13 protein-coding genes and 1 rRNA gene are annotated in these 15830 nt (G+C 50.3%); 2 read left to right on the top strand and 12 right to left on the bottom strand.

Going from position 1 to position 15830, the window contains the following annotated elements; genetic code table 11:
* Positions 1 to 74 (bottom strand): 16S ribosomal RNA (locus AC3WT9_RS27880); the annotation flags it as partial.
* 459 nt (positions 75 to 533) lie between these two features.
* On the opposite strand from AC3WT9_RS27880, the gene AC3WT9_RS27875 reads away from it, so the two are divergent.
* Together AC3WT9_RS27875 and AC3WT9_RS27870 are read left to right on the top strand one after the other, a co-directional pair.
* Positions 534 to 1790 carry an MFS transporter gene (locus tag AC3WT9_RS27875; RefSeq protein ID WP_341096640.1) on the top strand — a complete coding sequence of 419 codons (1257 nt, stop codon included), beginning with the start codon at positions 534 to 536 and terminating at the stop codon, positions 1788 to 1790.
* A 212-nt stretch (positions 1791 to 2002) separates the two neighbouring features.
* Positions 2003 to 3283: a molybdopterin-dependent oxidoreductase gene (locus AC3WT9_RS27870; protein WP_341096642.1), complete on the top strand. Its 1281-nt coding sequence runs from the start codon at positions 2003 to 2005 to the stop codon at positions 3281 to 3283.
* Between the two features lie 17 nt (positions 3284 to 3300).
* On the opposite strand, the gene AC3WT9_RS27865 is transcribed toward AC3WT9_RS27870, so the two are convergent.
* From AC3WT9_RS27865 to ligA, 11 genes are all read right to left on the bottom strand, one after another.
* The gene (locus AC3WT9_RS27865) at positions 3301 to 5181 is read right to left on the bottom strand and encodes a transglycosylase domain-containing protein (protein ID WP_341096643.1); all 1881 of its coding nucleotides are present in this window, start codon (positions 5179 to 5181) and stop codon (positions 3301 to 3303) included.
* Complete coding sequence (locus tag AC3WT9_RS27860; RefSeq protein WP_341096645.1) at positions 5175 to 5783, bottom strand: hypothetical protein; 609 nt, start codon at positions 5781 to 5783, stop codon at positions 5175 to 5177. The genes AC3WT9_RS27865 and AC3WT9_RS27860 overlap by 7 nt, the downstream gene beginning before the upstream one ends.
* An 84-nt stretch (positions 5784 to 5867) precedes the next feature.
* The gene (locus tag AC3WT9_RS27855) at positions 5868 to 6995 is read right to left on the bottom strand and encodes a sensor histidine kinase (RefSeq protein WP_341096647.1); all 1128 of its coding nucleotides are present in this window, start codon (positions 6993 to 6995) and stop codon (positions 5868 to 5870) included.
* Between the two features lie 20 nt (positions 6996 to 7015).
* Positions 7016 to 7747 (bottom strand): response regulator transcription factor, encoded by a 732-nt coding sequence (locus AC3WT9_RS27850; protein WP_492408304.1) that lies wholly within the window; start codon positions 7745 to 7747, stop codon positions 7016 to 7018.
* A gap of 115 nt (positions 7748 to 7862) precedes the next feature.
* A complete protein-coding gene (locus AC3WT9_RS27845) occupies positions 7863 to 8837 on the bottom strand; it encodes a hypothetical protein (protein ID WP_341379942.1) in 975 nt (324 codons plus the stop codon).
* Positions 8838 to 8850: 13 nt separating this feature from the next.
* Positions 8851 to 10146 (bottom strand): ABC transporter permease, encoded by a 1296-nt coding sequence (locus AC3WT9_RS27840; protein ID WP_341379943.1) that lies wholly within the window; start codon positions 10144 to 10146, stop codon positions 8851 to 8853.
* Positions 10133 to 10861: an ABC transporter ATP-binding protein gene (locus AC3WT9_RS27835; protein WP_492408301.1), complete on the bottom strand. Its 729-nt coding sequence runs from the start codon at positions 10859 to 10861 to the stop codon at positions 10133 to 10135. Before AC3WT9_RS27835 ends, AC3WT9_RS27840 begins: the two co-directional genes overlap by 14 nt.
* 11 nt (positions 10862 to 10872) lie before the next feature.
* Complete coding sequence (locus AC3WT9_RS27830) at positions 10873 to 12594, bottom strand: alkaline phosphatase (RefSeq protein WP_341379945.1); 1722 nt, start codon at positions 12592 to 12594, stop codon at positions 10873 to 10875.
* Positions 12595 to 12797: 203 nt separating this feature from the next.
* Positions 12798 to 13178, bottom strand: coding sequence for an EFR1 family ferrodoxin (locus tag AC3WT9_RS27825; protein WP_341379947.1), 381 nt, complete (start codon positions 13176 to 13178; stop codon positions 12798 to 12800).
* 11 nt (positions 13179 to 13189) lie between these two features.
* A complete protein-coding gene (locus tag AC3WT9_RS27820; protein ID WP_341096660.1) occupies positions 13190 to 13438 on the bottom strand; it encodes an FAD:protein FMN transferase in 249 nt (82 codons plus the stop codon).
* A 362-nt stretch (positions 13439 to 13800) separates the two neighbouring features.
* Positions 13801 to 15813: an NAD-dependent DNA ligase LigA gene (gene ligA, locus AC3WT9_RS27815; protein WP_341380424.1), complete on the bottom strand. Its 2013-nt coding sequence runs from the start codon at positions 15811 to 15813 to the stop codon at positions 13801 to 13803.
* Positions 15814 to 15830 lie beyond the last annotated feature (17 nt).

Here is a 15830-nt window from a genome sequence, read left to right as displayed (position 1 = left end):
TAACTCCGCTCGACTTGCATGTATTAGGCACGCCGCCAGCGTTCGTCCTGAGCCAGGATCAAACTCTCCAAATTGGTTTTTTCGAGCGGTTACTCCATCCGAATTACTTCGAGAAAATAACCATCCGAAAAAGATATTGAAAAGAGCGATTGCTCATTTTGAAACTGACGATTCATTAAATGAATCTTTAAAAATTAACGCGTTCCATTTGTTCAGTTTTCAAAGAACTTGCTCCCGGCTTTCAACGACATGTCTCTTGCACAGGAATTAGATCATATCATGTTTCTGCATTGCTTGTCAACTTATTTCTTCTTCGCTAATCAAGTTCAGCGTCGATGCCTCATAAGCACAAGAGATAATATATCATGCTGAATGAATGTTTGCAACCCTTTTTTATAAAATAATAAATTAACGCATAATTGGAACGACTCGAGCACAAATTGATTCCCATAACGCTTCGATTGTGGCTAAAATAGGATTTATCGGATTTCCATATATATGCTCACCCATTAACCCGTTTGAAAGGAGCTCAGATGAATAAGAATTCTATACCCGCTGCTCCCTCTTTAGTTGCAAAAGACCGGGAACAACGCAATCTGCAGCAGGATACTATTTACCGGATTTTACTCGCCGTAAGCTTTGTGCATTTATTCAATGATTCCATTCAGGCGCTTATCCCGGCGATGTTTCCTATCTTAAAGGAAAATATGCTGCTCTCCTATGCACAGGTCGGATGGATATCCTTCGCCCTGAACATCACTTCTTCGGTGATTCAGCCGATAATCGGCTATGCTGCTGACCGTAAACCCCGACCGATCCTGCTCCCTCTGGGGATGTGCTGCACGTTCGCCGGAGTGTTCCTGCTCGCTTTTGCCGGAAATTACGTATTGGTCATCTTCTCTGTTATGCTTGTCGGCTTCGGTTCGGCTGCGTTCCACCCGGAGGGCATGCGTGTGGCTCATATGGCTGCAGGTCAGCGCAAGGGATTGTCGCAATCCATCTTCCAAGTGGGAGGCAACGCCGGACAATCCTTGGGTCCTCTTTTGATGAAATGGGTATTCATTCCCTTTGGGCAGATGGGTGCACTTGGGTTCACCGTCATCGCTGCCGCCGGAATTGCCGTACAGACCTATGTGGCCAAATGGTACCAAGAAATGCTAAATTCAGGCTATACGTTCCGCAAAAAATCGACTGGACGCACGCTTGACCCTGCCCGCAGCAAAAGCATTCTGACCGCAACCGTGATCCTGGTCTTTATCGTGTTTGTACGCTCCTGGTACAGCGCCTCCATCGGCGGCTATTATGCCTTCTACTTAATGGATAAATACGGAATGAAGCTCGATGACGCTCAGATATACATCTTTATGTATTTGGCGGCCGGCGCAGTCGGCACCTTCTTCGGTGGCCCGCTAGCCGACCGTTTCGGACGGCGTAATCTCATACTGATCTCTATGGTGAGTACGGTGCCTTTTGCGCTGGCGCTGCCTTTTGTAAACCATTTCTGGGCCGCTGTTCTGCTAATCATCTCCGGTTTTGTCCTGCTGTCCAGCTTCTCAGTAACAGTCATTTATGCACAAATGCTTTATCCGGGCAATATCGGAACCGTCTCGGGACTGATTACTGGACTGGCTTTTGGGCTCGGCGGGATCGGCTCGGTAGTTATCGGCGACCTGATCGACCGGATCGGAATTGTGACTGTGTTCATAGCTTGCGGCTTCCTCCCCCTGCTTGGCCTGCTTGCTCTGCTGTTACCCAATGATAAGACGCTGGAGAAATGGGCCGCTGAATAAGCAGCATGATTTCAGCGCTTCGTCTCTCTTCTATATCTATATAGGTCCATAAGGGTCCATCCTACTCTATTAGAGTAGGGTGGGCTTTTTTCACAGCAGAATATATAAACTCTTAACAGCCAGCAGAATTATCCAACCGCCCTTTTTTAGGGTACAATTAATTAAAAGTTGAACTAATTGTCATAGCGCGGAAGGCTGAGGAGGAATGGCAATTGAAGAAAGCACTCACGAACATTCGTAAAGGATACGGGAAGAAGCTTGTCTCCATTCATATGTGGAATGCCTGGCTGGTTCTGTTTCTGGCACTCAGCGGATTATTGCTGGTCGGCGGTTTCTGGCGGGAGCTTCTGGGTGAGGGCAGGGTGTGGCTGAAATGGGCACATATCGCGTTTGGACTGGTGCTGCTGATTCCGGTCATTTATTATTTACTGCTTGCTGCAAAACACTGGAAAAGGCTCAAGGGGAAAAATGGGCAAAAGGCTAATGTGATTTTTGTGCTGGTCCTATTGACCGGGTGGATTGTGTCGGGTGTCGTACTCTGGCAATTCAGGCTTGCCGGGCCAAAAGCGGCCAATACCGCACTATTTATACACGATCTTCTGACTTGGGTTGGACTTCCGGTTATTATCTACCACTCTATTACCAGAGTCAAATGGCTCAAAGAACCGAAGAAACGCTCTATTGTACCAGAACCGGTAACGTCAGCTAATGGAGCATCTGCTTCTAATGATGAGCAGAAACAGCCGGGAGCAGCCCACGTCCAGCAGCCGATGTATACCCGCCGGGGTTTCATTAAAGCCGCTGTGGGTGCCGGACTTGCGGTAACGCTCGGACCGACCTTTGTCCGCTGGATCGGCAAATCTTTTCAGTTGCCCGGCACCGCGGATTATGCAGCAAACAATGCCAACACACTAATTCCCGACCCTATTCCGCTGGCAGATTCAGCACCACCAATCGGGGGAGGGGCCGATGGGAACTTCCGCGTGTATACTGTAACCGATATTCCAGCATTCGATAATTCGGATTGGTCATTTACGATTGACGGGCTGGTGGATAAGAAGTTCACCTGGAACTGGGAGGAATTCGTCAAGCTGCAGCGCGAGGTGCAGGTCAGTGATTTCCACTGCGTCACTGGCTGGTCTGTGTACAAGAATACCTGGGAGGGTCTGCCCCTCTCCAAGCTGCTTGATCTTGCCGGAGTAAAAAGCCAGGCGGTGATGGTCAAGCTGTATTCCGGCGACGGCGTCTATACGGACTCCCTGACACTCGCACAGGCGCGAATGGAGGATGTTATGGTTGCCGTCATGCATGACGGCAAGCCAATTCCGAATCAGCTGGGCGGGCCTGTACGTTTGGTCACTCCGCAAATGTATGCCTATAAATCGGTAAAGTGGCTTAACCGGATTGAACTCATTAATGAGGACCATGTCGGCTATTGGGAACAGCGTGGGTACGACAAAGACGCCTGGCTGCCTGGAGCAAATCGTGTATAACTGCGGCCAGCGCTCTTTCAATTCCGAACAGCTATTGCTTTGTTCATCACTGCGGAGAATAAAGCGGCCGCCATCCCGCTGCCCGCAGTCATATAGTTATCCTTATCGGTACGGTCAAAACCCATCCATACAGCGGCTGTCCAATCCGGTGTGTAGCCGACAAACCAAAGATCCCGATTAGCCTTGCTGTCGACACCGGGAAGCGCTGCCTGAGTCGTTCCGGTCTTGCCGGCAACCGGTATGTTCATCCGCGCTTTTTTCCCGGTTCCCTGATTTACTGCATTGCGGAGCATGAACGTCATGCTTTCCGCAGTTCGCGCCGAGATCACTTGACGCTGGCTGGAGACATGCTTGTATAGAACCCGCCCGTGCGCATTGGTTATGCTGCTAATGGTATGTGCTTCATTAAACGTCCCCCCGCTCGCAAACACACTGTAGGCCTGGGCCATTTTCAGAGGAGATATCCCATTGTGGAGCCCGCCGAGCGCAATGGACAGATTATTATCCTCCTGCGGCAGTTCTAACCCCAGCTTTCCGGCAAATTGACGGGCGCTGGAGATTCCCACCTGCTTCAGCAGCCATACGGCCGGAGCATTGATGGATTGCTGAAGCGCCTGGTTCAAGCTAACTTGACCACGGTATACGCCATTCAGATTACCCGGGCTGTAACTCCCGTAAGACTGCTTACGGTCGGGAACTATACTCGATGGAGTAAAGTTGCCGCTTTCCAGCGCAGGCCCGTAATCAATAATCGGCTTAAAGGCGGAACCCGGCTGGCGCGCATCAATAATCGCCCGATTAAGGCTGCCCGTTTGGGGATTGCGCCCTCCCATCATGGCAGCAATCTCCCCGGTGTGATGATTGAGTATCACCATGGCCGCCTCGACCTGCTGGTTTTTCCCATCGGGAGGAAAGGCATCTGCGTTACGAAATGCTTGCTCCAGTGTCTTCTGGATGCCTGTATTCATTCCTGTCTTGATCCTGTAACCGCCTGTTTGCAGCTCTTCCCTCGACTTACCCGTAAGCCGGGAGGCTTCTTTCAGCACAGCGTCAATATAGGAAGCACCTGCAACCTCAGTCTTAACTTCTTCCAGAGGCTGGTACTTTTGATTGCGCGCGGCTGCCATTTGCTGTGGGCTGATCAGCCCCCGCTGCTGCATGATTCCCAGAACAAGCTCCCTCCTCCCCTCGGAAACCGCGTTGTTCTCCGCAGGATTATAGATGGAAGGACCTTTCGGGATAGCCGCTAAATCAGCGATTTGCGAAATCTCCAGCTTTTTGAGATCACTTACACCGAAATAGTACTCTGCAGCCGCCTTTATTCCATACTGCCCCCGGCCCATATAGATTTGGTTCAAATAAAGCTGCAAAATATCCTGCTTTGACAACCTTTTCTCCAAAGCTGTAGCAATGGAGGCCTCGTTCAGCTTACGCAGCATATTTTTATCTCTGTTTAGATAGAGATTGCGGGCTAACTGCTGGGTGATGCTGCTGCCTCCCTCTGTTACTCTGAAGTTCACGGTATTGTTTATGGCGGCGCGCAGGATTCCCGTATAGTCCAGCCCCTGATGGCTGTAGAACCTGCGGTCCTCGACTGCCAAAAAGGTGTCGATCAGCAGCGCCGGCATCTCTTCGAGCTGAGCCATCGTCCGATATCCCGATTCCGGCAGCGGAATCCGGCGCAGCACATTCCCCTCTGAATCGGTAATGACGCTTGATTGATCTAAAACCAGCTTCCCGGCCTGACGGCTTACCACAGCCTCTCCATATACACGGACATAAAACAGCATTGCCAGCAGCAGTAACACGCCAATTACCGCAAGATCAAATCCGGTATAAAAAACACGCAGCAGCTTTCGGCGGGTGAGCCGGGTGCCAGCATTGCCCCTGCTCAACATTTTGCAATCAGGTCCACAAGGAACCGCTCCAAGCCCGCCGCTTCACGTCTCACCGCATCCACCTGAACGGCCTCTCCTTCTGCAGCCTTCAGCTCATCCAGCAAGCGCAGCAGCGTCTTCATCCTTAATATGAGGGCCATACTCTCTTCGCTGCCCCATCCCGCTTCTTCTGCAGCTGCCGATTCAATCTCTGCCGTACCGGTGAGTTTTGTTTGCTGGCCTTTGTTCAGCTTCCGCAGATTAGCAGCCAGCCTGCCCAGCTCTCCTCCGGTGGATACCTCCAGTTCCTTAAAGAAGCCATTCGCCGCAAGCTCATCCGATGCCCGCAGCAGCGCCTTGAAATCATCGGATAATTTTTGCGAACGCAGCAGAAAAAAACTGCCGGAAAGAGCGGTAAAAAGAATTACAGCCAAAGGCAACCTGCCGATATGATTGATCATCCAATGCAATAAGCGGACTGTAAAAGCGCCGGAATCTGCGCTATGCTGCGAATATAGAAAGGAAACCACCGCCTGTAGCACCATAAGAACACCACCGCTGAGCAGCAAGCTTCCTCCAATAACATACAAATATCCGGTTCGTACCGTATTTAGTCTTCTCAAGTTTATCCCTCCCGGTATCTGTGCATTTACTACTCCATGACACATAGAATACCGGCAAGTTCTTAAGAACCTCCCGCACAAGTTCTAAAGATTCTCTAAAGACTCCTGTGGAGATAACGGGAAGCGGGTGATAAAGTCGGTACGGTTCACATCGCTTTGGGCTGTAATTTCTCCATGGTGGCGCTCCACAATCCCTTTGGCTATAGCAAGTCCCAGCCCCGAACCTCCGGTATGCCGGGAACGGGAGCGTTCAGCCCGGTAGAATCGTTCAAAAATATGCGGAAGGTCGCTTTCGGCAATCATTTCTCCAAAATTACTGATCCGCACGACCGCTTCATCCCCTTCCCGGGTGAGTACGATCTCCAGTTTTTTCCCTTCACGCCCGTAACGGATGGCATTGGTAATCAAATTTTCATAAGCTCGCAGCAACTCGTAAGGCGCTCCCTGAATCCATAAGGATTCTGTATGGTCTACCAGCTCATAGGCCATGCCTGCCCGGGCTAGCTCTGGAACCGCCTCTTCCGCCAGCTGCCGAATGAACGCCTTGAGGTCCAGCTGTTCTGCTGCAAGCGGCAGTCCTCCACTGTTGACACGGGTATATTCGAACAGATCATCAATCAGCTTACGCAGCACCAGTGCTTTCTGATAAGCAATACCTACATAATAGCGTACCTCTGTCTCTTCCCGGCAGCGGTCCTGCTCAATAAAATCCAGATAACCCAAAACCGAAGTCAGCGGAGTACGCAAATCATGAGAGACCCCGGTAATCAGCTCATTTTTGGCCTGGATCGCCTTACGCTCTTCAAGCAGGGACTGCTGCAGCCGTTCGGACATAATATTAATATTCTCTGCCAGTACACCTAGCTCATCACTGGTCCGCACTTCAATCCGGTGCGACTCTCCCAGTTTGGTGATTTGCTGAATCCCCTGTGTGATCTCTTCGAGATAGGATACTACTTTTCGCGTGTACAAAAAAAAGAACACCAAAAAGCTGATAATGCCTACGGCTGTCATTACCGGCACTGAGCCAATATGGTTAATAATCCATTTCAAAACCAGGGAATAGGGTGCCGACGGTGAACTCGTATTCATGTGAAGCAGAGAATTTACCAGCCGGTAACCTCCCAATAACAGGATGGCTCCTGACAACATGCTGAGAATAAACGCCCAAATGAATTTCCAGCGTATAGTACTTATATATTTTGCATTCACAGTATTATCACCTCAAGTTCTCAGGATGGCCCGTCCAATTTATACCCGATCCCCCATACAGTTTGCACATAACGGGGCTGCTTCGGATCCAGCTCAATTTTCTCGCGGATATTGCGGATATGTACCATTACCGTGCTGCCTCCGTCCAGAAAAGGCTCATTCCAGATATTCCTGTAAATCTGCTCCATGCTGAGCACCTGACCCTGATATCTCGCCAGCAGCTCCAAAATGGAAAATTCACGGGGGGTCAGCCTTACCTTACGCCCATCCACACAAACCTCGTGTTTCAATATGTCGATGACCAGATCCTCGAAGATCAGCTCATTGTCATTCATCCTTGGTTGGGTATCCTTGTTGAATTTATGATAGCGGCGCAGCTGTGATTTGGCCCGGGCCACAAGCTCCAGCGGATTAAACGGCTTTCCGACATAATCGTCGGCGCCTATACTGAGTCCAAGAATTTTATCCATATCCGAATTTTTGGCGGACAGCATGATGATCGGCATATTTTGCTCTTCACGGATTTTCATGCAGGCTTCTATTCCGTCCATCTTGGGCATCATCACGTCCATAATAATGAGGTCTACCTTCTCCTCTTTTAAATATTCCAGCGCTTCCTGTCCGTCAAAGGCTTTGAGCAGCCGATAACCCTCGTTGCAGAAATAAATATCCATCAGGTTAACGATCTCCCGCTCATCGTCCACTAGCAATATTGTTTCTTGTCTCACAGGTAGGCATCCTTTCCATTCCATAAGTGGTAATCTACCTTCTAATATATTAGAAATTATCCAATCTATAAACCCAAAAAAAGCCCCGTATCCCCATAAGGTATACAAAGGCTGGTGTTATTTCATTTTATTAGGTTCTTTAAATGCTCTTGAAGGAGGCATCATAAAGCCGGAACATCGTTTTGTAGCCCGACTCGTCAATCTTGATGCCCACGTCCAGACGTCCGGTAATTTGCAGTGGGCCGGAGGTATGCCGGAGCTTGCTGCCTTCAGGCACAAAGACAATCATAATCTTGTTCCAGTAGGTTTCATCCCCATTGTCAAAGGGACACTCCGCCCCGGGCTCTGGAATCAGCAGGAACCAGTTCTTCTCAAAGGAGAGGACTTCGCCCATAAAGCCCTTAATCGTAACCTCGCTGCCGCTGAGGTCCCAAAACTGCTCCGAGGGGCGGGTCTGGTCGCTGCCGTCGAAGAAGCCGTTCCAATCAATGGCAGTGTGGCCTGTAGAAGAAGTCTTCAAATGGGCCACTGCGGTTGGGGCAGGGCTGGCCTCAGGGAGGGAGCTGGCTTGTGGAGACGGAGATACAGCACCGCTCTTTCCATCGCTCTTATCTGCTTCCCCTGTTTTAGCCTTTGACTTCGTTTCAGGTGCTGGAGATGCCGGGCTCTTGCTATTACTCTTGCTGGAGCCTACAGTCTTCTTCGATGTATCCTGAATGACTGCTGCTGGAGCGGAAGGCTTGGATGTATTTGGTGCGTGAGATTTAGCCGTAGTATCTTTGGCCTCTCCCCCTTTACCTGTATCCGATACAGGTGCGATGGATGGCGCCGCAGCCAGTTCAGGTTCCGGTGAAGGTCCAGCTGTGGCCTTGGCGGCTTCTGGAGAGCGCTTCACGGTTGGCGAAGCTGACGGTGATTCTTTTGGAACTATGGGTACTTCTGTAGCTTCGGGTGATTGTGCCACATCCTCTACTACCGGACTGTCCGCCTCCACTGCAGCAGCAAAGGATTCTCCACCGCCATCAGCTGCACTGTTCTGGCCGCATGCTTGAAGCAGCAGCATGCTTGTAACAGCAGCCGTCATCAGGATCAACCTACCCTTTAATGTTATCAAGTGAATGTACCTCCTAGGATTTGAACAAAGCAAGAGGATGCATCCGGTACATCCGGAATGCAGGCCCTAGCGAAGACAGCAGACCAATGGAAAGCGCCCCTGCAGCAATAAGCCAATGATCAGGTGTCCACTGATAAGGTTCAATTTGAATGCCAGCTTGGGCGAACAGTGCATCCTTCAGCAGGTAAGCGCCAAGATGACCCAGCAGCAGTCCGGCGATAAGTCCGGTAGCTGTCACCAGCAGACCTTCGCTCGTTAAGGTCAACCATACATAGGCTCTGGATTTGCCAAGAAGACGCAATAGCCCCACATCCTTGGTACGTTCACCTACTGCGGCGATCAAGGACAGCAGGATCGCTATCGCTGCCAGAATTACGCATAATGCCGTGAGCACACTCAGCAGCTGTGCACCCTGATCAACAGCGTTCAGCACGTCGGAAACCGCCTGGCTTGTATAGGCAGCCTGAACTCCATTACTGCCATCCAGCACCTCTTTCAAATCATGGGCCCCCAGCAGACTTGCCGGTTTAACCAACACGGCTGTAATCTCCCGCTCCTCAGGAGGCAAGCCATGTACGGCCCAGGCATAATCAACAGTCGTAAATACTGCGCGGTCATCTGGGGTATGAAGGGCCGGAAGAATGCCCACAACGGTATACTGGAAGCTTTCATGTGCGTGTTCTTCGCCATGTTCTTCGCTATGTGCTTCGTCCGGCGAATTTCCGGCCGCCTCGGCAGCATGGTCTTCCTCATGATCTTCCTCATGCTCCTCCGTGTGTTCCGCCTCAGCAGTTTCATGGCTGTCTCCCTGAACAAGCCCATGTGCACCCGTAAATGTATCCCCAATGTGCAGACCCAGAGATTCCGCCACATACGACCCAATAATGGTCTCACCGGTGTGCGCATATAAATTCCCGTCCTGAAGGTTACGGTCGCCGTAACGGGTAACAAAATATCCGGAGTCCATGCCGACGATCGGAAAGCCATTATAGTTATCTCCCGTTGTCATTGCAAAGGCCTTATCCACGTCCTGATCCTGCTCCACTTGATCCAGAACAGCAAGCGGGATATTGCCTGTCGGAGCACCGATATGATAAAAGGTATTCAGCACAAGCTGGGTTTCACTGCCGGCTGCACCAATTACGAGATCGAAGGGACCATACCCTTTTTTGGCGCCTTGCTCAACGCTTTGCCGGGACAAGGATAGCAGGACGATAAAAGCAACCGTAACTGCGACCGCACATACCGTCAACAACGACAGAAACCGCCGGTGCAGCAAATTACGCAGTGTTAATCTAAAGAGACTCATACAATTCCCTCTTCCGTTTCTCCCGGCTGCTCTGGAGTTTGGGCGCTGATTCCCGGCGTATCCGGTTAATCTCTTGAATGTTCAGACAGCGGGGAAAACGGTTCGCCATATTGAGATCATGCGTTACAACAATTAAGGTATGTCCATGAGCGACGCTGAGATCCAGTAAAAGCGAGGCAATTTCATCTGCCGTTTCCCAGTCCAGACTGCCGGTGGGTTCATCAGCCAACACAAGCGGCGGCTCATTCACCAGCGCCCGCACAATCGCTACCCTCTGCTGTTGCCCGCGGGAAAGCTGGGAGGGAAGATGCCTGCCCCGGTCTGCCAGACCTACCTGATCCAGCCAATCGTCGACTACCCTTCTTTTCTCCTTAAGCGGAAGCTTTGCGGTCATAGCGATCTCCACATTCTGCCTTGCCGTCAATGAGGGGATCAGATGGAAATCCTGCAGCACATACCCGATATTGGAAGCCCGGAAAGCATCACGTTTCGCCTCTGTGAGCTCGCGGAGCGGCTTGCCGTCCACGACAATCCCGCCGCTGTCGGCCAGCAGAATTCCGCTGACCAGATGCAGAAGAGTGCTTTTACCGGACCCGCTGGGTCCGGTAATCGCTACATTCTCTCCTTTTTCAACACTCCATTCGGGAATATCCAGTATCGGCACATTTCTTCCGTCTACACGAAATTGCTTTTTCAAATCGTGAATTTGGAGCAACTGGGCCACTCCTATCTCAATTTAATACGTTCGGACAAAGCATCCCAAGTCAAGGTTGTGCCCTTCAGCTGGCTGAATGCACTAAGCGGCAGGTACAATACGCCATTATCGATATCAACGATATAAGAAGCAGCCTTGCCATTCAGCTTAGCGGTTTTGTCGGTCAGATTCACATCAATTACGTTCTTCTGCAGTGTCAGCTTCGCAGCGGCAGCATCCCCTTTGTAAGTGCCTCCCAGCGCCTTGATCAAAGCTTCAGCAGGATAAAGTACTTTGTTATCGCGGCTGATTTTGAACTTCGGATATACGTATTGGGATTGCAGCTCTGCAGAACGTTTGTTCAAATCAAGGCCCAGTATGCTGGCACCCGCCTTCGCGAGCTCGGTGTTGTCCACCTGTCCTTTTACCTGCTCCGCAATCGGACCATAAGCCCAGACACCCACATCTACTGCGGAATGCCCATGGCCTGACCAGCCCACGAGCAGACGTTTGGAAACCACTGCATTGTAAGCTCCTTCACGTTTATACGAAGATCCGTCGCCTTCCATAATTTGTGCAACTTCTTCGTCTGTAAGGTCGGTAATCCATGTATTGGCTGTTACGATGCTGCGGATTTCTTCAGGTGTCTGTGCTGCTTCCAGAGCGGAAGCCAGGCTTTCCGAGGAATGTTTTTGCTTATCCCACAGGTCGATATTAATTTCGTAAATGTTGTCGCGGGAGAGAGACAGTCCGCCCGTTTCATGGTCGGCTGTGACCACAACGGAGGTGTTGCCGTTTTTCTTCGCGAAATCAATCGCCGTCTTGACCGCGGCATCGAAGTCGAGTGCCTCCTGGACAAGTGTCGGCAGATCGTTGGCATGACCGGCATGGTCAATCCGTCCGCCTTCAATCATCATGACAAAACCTTCTTTATCCGCTGATAAAATATTCAGCGCTTTGGAGGTCATTGTCGCCAGGCTTGGAATTTCCGCTGTACGGTCCGGAACATAAGCCACATGGGAACTGCCGAACAGGCCCAGCACCTTGCTGTTTTTGGAGGTAAGCGCATTTAAGGCTGTTTTATTTTCAACTACAGTGTATCCCTTGGCTTTAAAATCAGGGAGGATGTTCTTATCCGTCCGTTTGCCCTTTTCATCTTTGGTTACAAAAAACTGCTTGCCCCCGCCCATCAGAACATCTACGCCGCTCTCCAGGTATTGCGAGGCAATCGCCGATTCATTATCACGGCTGCGGACATGGGAGGCGTAGACAGCTGGCGTCGCGTGAGTAATCCGGGCTGTTGTAACAAGTCCTGTTGCTTTGCCGCTCGTTTCCGCAGCCTCAATAATGGAGGCAAACGGTTTGGATACATCTTCATTGGAAACGCTGATGCCTGCGTTGTATGTTTTGTGGCCTGTAGCAAATGCAGTACCGGCTGAGGCGGAATCTGTAACGATCCCCGAAACGATTTTCCCGCCGTCCTCTCCACGGTCTGCATATGTAGTCGCTTGTCCCACGTAGTACGGATCAAGATTAAGATGGCTGACTCCCTTGGTGTATTGCTGAAAATATCTAGCGGCAGAAATTTGGGCCGGACCCATGCCGTCACCAATTAGTACGATAAGATTTTTGGACTGGGCTTTTGCAGCTCCCCCAGAAGTTTTAGCACTTTGTGCCGCTCCGGCCAGTGTAGCTCCTGAGACTACTGCTACTGCCAATCCTCCAATTACCACACTCTTCATCAGCTTTTTCATTATAAACCCCTTCCTTGATATAAAGTTCTTAACCAATCTTACCTTCGAAAGGTTAACCAATTGTTAAATGTAGTCAGGGGTTGTATTAAATTATCAACTGTTCATATATCAACGGGACACAAAAGAACCCACACCTTGTCACCAAGATGAGGGCTAGTAACGTTTTCTGTACAATCATCTTTCATTTATAAATTCAGCAATGGTTATATGGGGATTTGTATATCTTCCTTTGTTTTCGGTTTTTTGGCCATATTGATAGGCTTTGACGGGCAATAATGAATACACGCTAAACATAGTGTACAATTTTGCCCCCACTGTGGTTTTTCAGAAACTTGAATGTTATTGCAGTTAAAGACTTGCTCACAGGTACCACAGCCGATACAACTATCATCTGCCTGAAAGTTGACTGGATCAATGGCTTTTTTAGTAAATATAGGATTTAGAATACCGGTTAACAGCCACGGAAACATACATTTATCTATCCTGAATTCTCCTATTATTCTTTGCTCAATGTCATGGTTGATTTGTTTTAGTGTCTCCTCTGCCGCAGATAGCTTGTGCTGCTCCACTTCTTTGGAATCCACATCACTATAATTTAGAACTCAGCAGCAAGCGACAGCACCTCATAGGTATCCGGACTCAACTTCTCACACTTCATACCCGCTGACCTGTTGACCCTGCTTATCTCGCTATCGGGTATAAAGCGGCTTAGCAGGTTCTCAAGCCTTGCAGCTTCATACTCGACAGCTCTGAGTGCTTCTTCCCCATGATCGCCAAAAACTTTGTGGATCATCTCTGTACCCATCCCATAGTGAACAGACTGGGCCGTAATGGCTTTGTTCATTTTTAGTCCTCCTTTCATGGACCGTTACAATGATGCGTATGCTTCCATCAAGGCAATTGATAAATCTGCAGCTACAACCAGGTGCATGTGAATAAATATATAAATATTCATTCATTTTAACATAGAAACTATCCCTTCTCAGGATTAAAATCCCCACTCCTTACTACATTCTCTTTCCATCTCAACTGTAAAGAAAAGCATCTTCTCGACAGGAATGATCCTGCTGTATCAGATGTACCCATTGATTTATACATACTTACCTTTCACAAAAAAAGCCCTGTGACCTTTCGCAGGAAGCGAAATGATCACAGGGCTTGGTATCTTGCTGTACATTGCTATTCAGTACTATGCTGTATAACGGTCTAAATCTCCAGCAGCCGGATCAATTCTTCCTCATCCTCAATGACCTGAATGCCCAATTGCTGTGCTTTGGCCAGCTTGCTGCCCGCTTTTTCACCGGCAATGACCAGATCGGTTTTCTTGGAGACACTGCCCGATACTTTGGCGCCAAGCGCCTCGAGACGTTCCGCAGCTTCCTCACGGGTAAGCTTCTGCAGCGAGCCGGTTAACACTACGGTCTTGCCGCTGAAGAAGGAATCGGTACTCACCGGCCGCGGAGCTTCAGGCGCCTTAGCTTCTACACCCAAAGCCAGCATGCGGTTAATGCCCGTAACCACAAAAGGATCAGCGAAGAAGCTCACGATGCTCTCTGCCACAATCCCGCCGATATCCGGCAATTCAGATAATTCCTCAGCTGTAGCGGACATTACAGCCTCCAGACTGCGGTAATGATCGGCCAGCATCCGTGTGGTTGCTTTGCCGGTGTTCGGAATGCCTAGGGCAAAGAGGAACGAGGCTAGATCACGTCCTTTACTCTCTTCCAGCGCCTTCAGCAGATTGTCTGCTTTCTTCTCACCGAAGCGATCAAGCTTGACCAGCTGTTCAAAATTCAGTTCATATAAATCGGCAGGCTCCCGCACATTCAACTCTTCGTGCAGCTGACCGGCCGTCTTGTCGCTGAAGGTCTCAATGTCCATCGCATCACGGGAAGCGAAATGGGTGATCCGTCCGATAATCTGCGGCTTGCAATCCAGCTTGTTGTTGCAGAAGAGATGCGCCCCGCGCATTTCGAGCGGGAAGCCACATGACGGACAATTCTCGGGGAATACAATTTCCCCGCCGTCGCTTTCTTCCGTCACCTTGCCGAGTATCTCTGGAATGACATCATTGGAGCGGCGGATAAACACCCGTGTGCCCAGCGCATGCTTAAGATTCTTGCGTTCGATATCTCCGACGTTGTTCAGCGTGCAGTTCTGGACAGTAACTCCAGCCAGTTCTACCGCCTCCACACGGGCCAGAGGTGTGACTTTGCCTGTGCGGCCTACGTTCCAGCTGACTGACTCCAATATCGTCGTCGTTTCTTCAGCTTCGAACTTGTAGGCAACCGCCCAGCGCGGGAATTTATCGGTATAACCCAGCGCTTCGCGGATACGGAAATCGGTAACCTTGATTACCGCACCGTCAATCAGATAGTCCAGACCGGAACGGCTCTCTTCAATCTCCGCCAGCTGTTCTGTAACCTCGTCAAAGTTAGCGAAGTAGGTGAGGTACGGATTCACCTTAAACTGGTTGGTCCGCAGGAAATTCATCATCTCCTGATGATCGGCAAACTGTACCCCTTCAGCATAACCCACGTTATAAAAGAAAGCATTTAGCCTGCGGTTCGCCGTAGTCTTAGGATTAAGGTTACGCAGCGCTCCGGCAGCGCCATTGCGTGCATTCTTCAGCGGTTCGGCAGCCCGTGTATTGTAGTCAGCCAGCACCGAAAGGTTCATAATCCCCTCGCCCTGCACTTCGATAAGACCTTCCTTAAACGGAATCGTCAATGGAACAGACTTGATCGTCTTCACCTGAGCCAGTATGCCTTCACCCGTCACTCCATTACCTCTTGTCGCCGCCTGCACTAGCACACCGTCACGGTAAGTCAGGTTTAGGGTCAGGCCGTCGAATTTCAGTTCGACGGCATAACAAGGCTCGGGCAGAGGTGTATTCGGATTCTTCGTGTTGTAGTCGTTCACGAGACGCAGCACACGGGCATTCCAGCTCCGCAGCTGCTCAATATTCTGCGCTTTGTCCAAACTCCATAGTGGAGCAAGGTGACGATGCGGGGTAAAGCCTTTCAGCAGTTCCCCTCCCACACGCTGGGTAGGAGAATCCGGCAGCACAATGCCGCTCTCCGCTTCCAGGGCCACCAGCTTATCGTAAAGCACATCATATTCCTTGTCGCTGACCTGCGGTGTATCCAGCGTGTAATAATGGTAATTGTATTGATTCAGCTCAGCCACAAGCTCTTCCATCGTATGCATAACGTCCATCCGGGCGTATCCCTCCG

This window comes from Paenibacillus sp. EB106-06-01-XG199 (genome assembly GCF_058791575.1).
This window is presented reverse-complemented; position numbering and strand designations above follow the sequence as displayed.

What these genes read in the sequence shown, in the direction of transcription:
- AC3WT9_RS27875 (WP_341096640.1), top strand. Translation starts at nt 534, where the DNA reads ATGAATAAGAATTCTATACCCGCTGCTCCCTCTTTAGTTGCAAAAGAC.
- AC3WT9_RS27865 (WP_341096643.1), bottom strand. Translation starts at nt 5,181, where the DNA reads ATGTTGAGCAGGGGCAATGCTGGCACCCGGCTCACCCGCCGAAAGCTG.
- AC3WT9_RS27850 (WP_492408304.1), bottom strand. Translation starts at nt 7,747, where the DNA reads ATGGAATGGAAAGGATGCCTACCTGTGAGACAAGAAACAATATTGCTA.
- AC3WT9_RS27840 (WP_341379943.1), bottom strand. Translation starts at nt 10,146, where the DNA reads ATGAGTCTCTTTAGATTAACACTGCGTAATTTGCTGCACCGGCGGTTT.
- AC3WT9_RS27830 (WP_341379945.1), bottom strand. Translation starts at nt 12,594, where the DNA reads ATGAAAAAGCTGATGAAGAGTGTGGTAATTGGAGGATTGGCAGTAGCA.
- AC3WT9_RS27820 (WP_341096660.1), bottom strand. Translation starts at nt 13,438, where the DNA reads ATGAACAAAGCCATTACGGCCCAGTCTGTTCACTATGGGATGGGTACA.
- ligA (WP_341380424.1), bottom strand. Translation starts at nt 15,813, where the DNA reads ATGGACGTTATGCATACGATGGAAGAGCTTGTGGCTGAGCTGAATCAA.